The sequence below is a fragment of the Streptomyces sp. NPDC054840 genome (genome assembly GCF_053611065.1).
In genome coordinates this window covers 1-3,682 of sequence record NZ_JBSGZP010000711.1, presented here as the reverse complement: position 1 = coordinate 3,682, position 3,682 = coordinate 1, and the positions used below count along the sequence as shown (strand labels likewise).

General features: G+C 72.8%; 4 protein-coding genes. 1 reads left to right on the top strand and 3 read right to left on the bottom strand.

Annotated features, from left to right (window positions below; translation table 11 throughout):
- Window positions 1-14: 14 nt before the first annotated feature.
- Together ACWGIU_RS32710 and ACWGIU_RS32705 are read right to left on the bottom strand one after the other, a co-directional pair.
- Complete coding sequence (locus ACWGIU_RS32710) at window positions 15-584, bottom strand: dienelactone hydrolase family protein (RefSeq protein ID WP_453711735.1); 570 nt, start codon at window positions 582-584, stop codon at window positions 15-17.
- 131 nt (window positions 585-715) lie between these two features.
- Window positions 716-1,357, bottom strand: a complete 642-nt coding sequence (locus ACWGIU_RS32705) for a TetR/AcrR family transcriptional regulator (protein ID WP_453711734.1) — start codon at window positions 1,355-1,357, stop codon at window positions 716-718.
- A 66-nt stretch (window positions 1,358-1,423) separates the two neighbouring features.
- Here ACWGIU_RS32705 and ACWGIU_RS32700 point away from each other — a divergent pair, with 66 nt between their 5' ends.
- Window positions 1,424-1,918 carry an SRPBCC family protein gene (locus tag ACWGIU_RS32700; protein WP_453711733.1) on the top strand — a complete coding sequence of 165 codons (495 nt, stop codon included), beginning with the start codon at window positions 1,424-1,426 and terminating at the stop codon, window positions 1,916-1,918.
- 11 nt (window positions 1,919-1,929) lie between these two features.
- Here the strand turns inward: ACWGIU_RS32700 and ACWGIU_RS32695 are convergent, their stop codons facing one another.
- Window positions 1,930-3,522, bottom strand: a complete 1,593-nt coding sequence (locus ACWGIU_RS32695; RefSeq protein WP_453711732.1) for a Na+/H+ antiporter — start codon at window positions 3,520-3,522, stop codon at window positions 1,930-1,932.
- Window positions 3,523-3,682: the final 160 nt, after the last annotated feature.

Sequence of the window (3,682 nt, the reverse complement as noted above, 5' to 3'; positions counted from 1 at the left end):
TGTCGTTCTCGCGCCTACAGGCTGTCGAGGAAGCCGACGGCGACCTTCCAGAGCTGCTCGGCGGCCTCGGCGTCGTAGTCGTCCAACTCCGGGTCGGTGAACAGGTGCCCGGCACCGGGGTAGCTGTGGACCTCCACGTCGGCCCCCGCCCGCTGCATGCGCAGGTACCAGGCCGTCAGCCAGTCGTGCGGCTCGAAGGGGTCCGGGTCCGCGATGTGCAGCTGCACCGGCAGCTCGTCCACCGAGGCGCCGTCCTCCAGGTCCGCCGTCCCGTGCAGGAGCAGCAGCCCGCGCGCCTTCTCGTCGGCCATCGCCAGGTGCTGGGCGACGGAACCGCCGAAGGAGAAGCCCGCGTAGACCAGTCCCTGGTCCGAGTGGGGGGCGGAGGCCAGCACCGCGCGCTTCAGCAGTTCGTCACGGCCGATCTCGTCCCGGTGGGCCATGCCCTCCTCGACGGTCCCGAAGGTGCGTCCCCCGAAGAGATCCGGCACCTGGACCTGGTGCCCTGCCGCGCGCAGCCGGTCGGCCGCCGCGTGCACCGCGGGCCGCAGCCCGTACGTCGAATGGAAAAGCATGATGTTCATGCCTCCATCGTGCCAGCCGTCGAGGACCAGGGGCCCGGGGACCCGGGCCCCTTCCGCTCTGCCCGACCACGCCTCCACCGGCGGTAGGGCGTGACGGACATCACACCCGAACGGTCCGGATCCGCGCGGTGTCACGGCGAAGGACGCCCTGCCCCACACCCCCACGACCCCGGCCGCGAGGCTCCCTGGGCGGCGGGAAGGAGAGCTGCCGCGCACTCCTCGGCGAGGTCCTCGGCGTGCGGCGGAAGCGGGTCGCCGGAGCGCAGGTGGCGGCGGACGACCGAGAGCGGGAGGTCGATCAGGGCCAGGGTGACCCGGTCCAGGTCCCGGGGCTCCGTCGCGCCGAGAGCGGCGGCGAGCTCGCCGATGGCGGCGTACACCCGCTGATTGCCGGAATCGGCTCGGCGGGTGTGCTCCTCGGACCAGTCGGCGCGGCCGAACTCCCACGGGCCGTAGAGCAGCAGGGCGGCCTCCTCGGGGTGGGCGCGGCTCCACCCCACGACGTGCCGGGCGGCCGCGCGGGCGGCCCGGCGGGGGTCGGTGTCGCTGTGCAGGCAGGCGAAGTAACCCTCCTGGAACCGCTCGACGCTCCGCAGCCACACCTCGGCGAGCAGGGCGCCGCGCCCGGCGAAGCGGTGGTACATGGAGCCGCTGGGCGCGCCGATCGCCTGGGCGACGGCGGTCATCGTCACGCCGCCCGGCCCGGCGGAGGCGGCCAGCCGGACGGCGGCGTCGAGGATCTGGTCGGTGTCGAAGCGGGGTGGTCTCGCCATGAATCAGAGAGTACCCTCCACATTATTAGAGGCCTCTCTCTAATAATGTGAGGGGAAGGACCTTCCATGGGCGTTTACAACGTGCACGAACGCGTGATCGCGGCGAAGGAGAGCGAGGTCGGCGCGCTGATCGACACGCTGGCGGCCGGCGACGAGGACCGGCTGTGGCCGGGCCGCGTGTGGGATCCGATGGAGTTCGACCGTCCCCTGGCCGTGGGCGCGGTGGGCGGCCACGGGCCGGTGCGGTACACGGTCGCCGCGTACGTGCCCGGAACCTGGGTCCGCTTCGCCTTCACCGGGCCGCGCGGCTTCCACGGCTTCCACGAGTTCGCCGTCCTGCCCGTCGACGCGGAGCGGACCGTGCTGCGGCACACCCTCGCGATGTCCGTCAGCGGCCTGTCCCGCCTCACCTGGCCGGTGGGGTGGCGCCCTCTGCACGACGCCTGCCTGGAGGACTGTCTGGACCTCGCCGAACGGGCCTGCACGGGCACGATCGCCCGCCGGGCCCGCTGGTCCCCGTACGTCCGCCTCCTGATGTCCCTGGGCCGCCCGGCCCGCTGAACGGCCGCCGCTCAAGGCGTGCGCAGACTCCGTACATCCAGGTGCCGCAGCACCCGGTCCACGATCTCCGGGTCGGAGCCGGGTTCGCTGCGGGCGGCCAGGACCTCGTGGCGGGCGGCCGACATCATCTCCCGCTGGATCCGCTGGATGTCGCGGAGCCGTTCCACCCGCTTCGCGTACGCCTCGCGGCGTTCCTCGTCCACCATGTCGGGGCTGATCCTGGCCCCCACGTCGTACGCGCGCCGGTACAACTGCTCGACCAGGTCCTCCGGCAGCTCCTCCACCTCTTCGATCTCCTTCAGCCGCCGCTTCGCGGCCTTGGCCGCGCGGATCGCCAGCCGCCGCTCCGCGTCCCGCTCGGCGTCCGTGTCGGCCTCCACCCCCAGCCGCCGTACCAGCCACGGCAGGGTCAGCCCCTGGCACACCAGGGTCGTCATGATCACCGCGAAGGCGATGAAGATGATCTGGTCCCGCCCGGGGAAGGGCTCACCGGCGTCCGTCTTCAGCGGAATGGCCAGGGCCAGGGCCACGGAGGCCACTCCGCGCATCCCGGCCCACCACATCACCACGCTCTCCCGCCAGCTCAGCGGGATCTCCTCGTCGTAGTCGCGCCGCCCGTGCAGCCTCTGGGCGAGCCAGCCGGCCGGCAGCAGCCACACCAGCCGTACGCCGACGACCACCGCGACCACGATCGCCGCCCACCCGGCCATCTCCCACACCCGGTCCTCGGCCGTGCCGAACACGTTGTGCAGCTCCAGCCCGATCAGCCCGAAGGCCACACCGGTGACCAGCATGTCGACGACTTCCCAGAAGGTGTGCCCGGCGAGGCGCCCCAGCACGTCGTCGGCGTCGCTCGCGTACTCGGCGAGGAACAGGGCCGTCGTCAGTACGGCCAGCACCCCTGAGCCCTGGAGTTCCTCGGCCACCACGTAGGCGACGAACGGCACCAGCAGGGTCAGCCCGATCTGCAGGGTGGCGTCGCCGAGCCGCCCCATGAGCCGGTTGGTGATCCAGCCGAGCGCGAGCCCGACGGCCACGGCCACCACGGCCGAGAGCACGAACTCCCCGAGCGCCTCGGGCCAGGAAAAACTGCCGCTCACGACGGCGGCGACGGCCACGTGGTAGAGCACGATCGCCGTCACGTCGTTGAAGAGCCCCTCGCCCTCCAGGATCGACACCATGCGGCGGGGCAGCCCGAGGGAGCCGGCGACGGCGGTGGCGGCCACCGGGTCGGGCGGGGCGACGAGCGCGCCGAGGGCGAGGGCGGCGGCGATCGGCAGCCCCGGCACGACGGCGTTGGCCACGGCGGCCACCGCGCCGGTGGTGACGAACACCAGCGCCACGGCCAGCAGCAGGATGGGCCGGACGTTGGCGGCGAACTGCCGCCAGGACGTGCGTTGCACGGAGGCGTACAGCAGGGGCGGCAGCACCAGCGGCAGGATGAACTCGGGCGGGATCTCGACGTTCGGCACGGCCGGCACCAGGGCGAGGATCACCCCGCCGATGGTCATCAGGACGGGCGCGGGCAGTTTGAGCCGGTCCCCGAGCGGCACCGTGACCACGGCCCCGAGCAGGAGCACGAACAGCAGAGCAAGCTGGTCCACTCCCCCACCCTGCCAGGCCGCTGCGCTCGGCCGGTGCGGTGACGGGTCCGCGGCTCCGTGTCGGGCTCCGCCCGAACCCCTACGGCGCCCCAGACCCCGCGCCTCGAACGCCGGCGGGGCTGAAAGATCCGGTCGAGCAGCGGCCACATCCAACCTCGCC

Coding starts and splice junctions, on each gene's coding strand:
- ACWGIU_RS32705 (WP_453711734.1), bottom strand. CDS start 1,357: ATGGCGAGACCACCCCGCTTCGACACCGACCAGATCCTCGACGCCGCC.
- ACWGIU_RS32700 (WP_453711733.1), top strand. CDS start 1,424: ATGGGCGTTTACAACGTGCACGAACGCGTGATCGCGGCGAAGGAGAGC.
- ACWGIU_RS32710 (WP_453711735.1), bottom strand. CDS start 584: ATGAACATCATGCTTTTCCATTCGACGTACGGGCTGCGGCCCGCGGTG.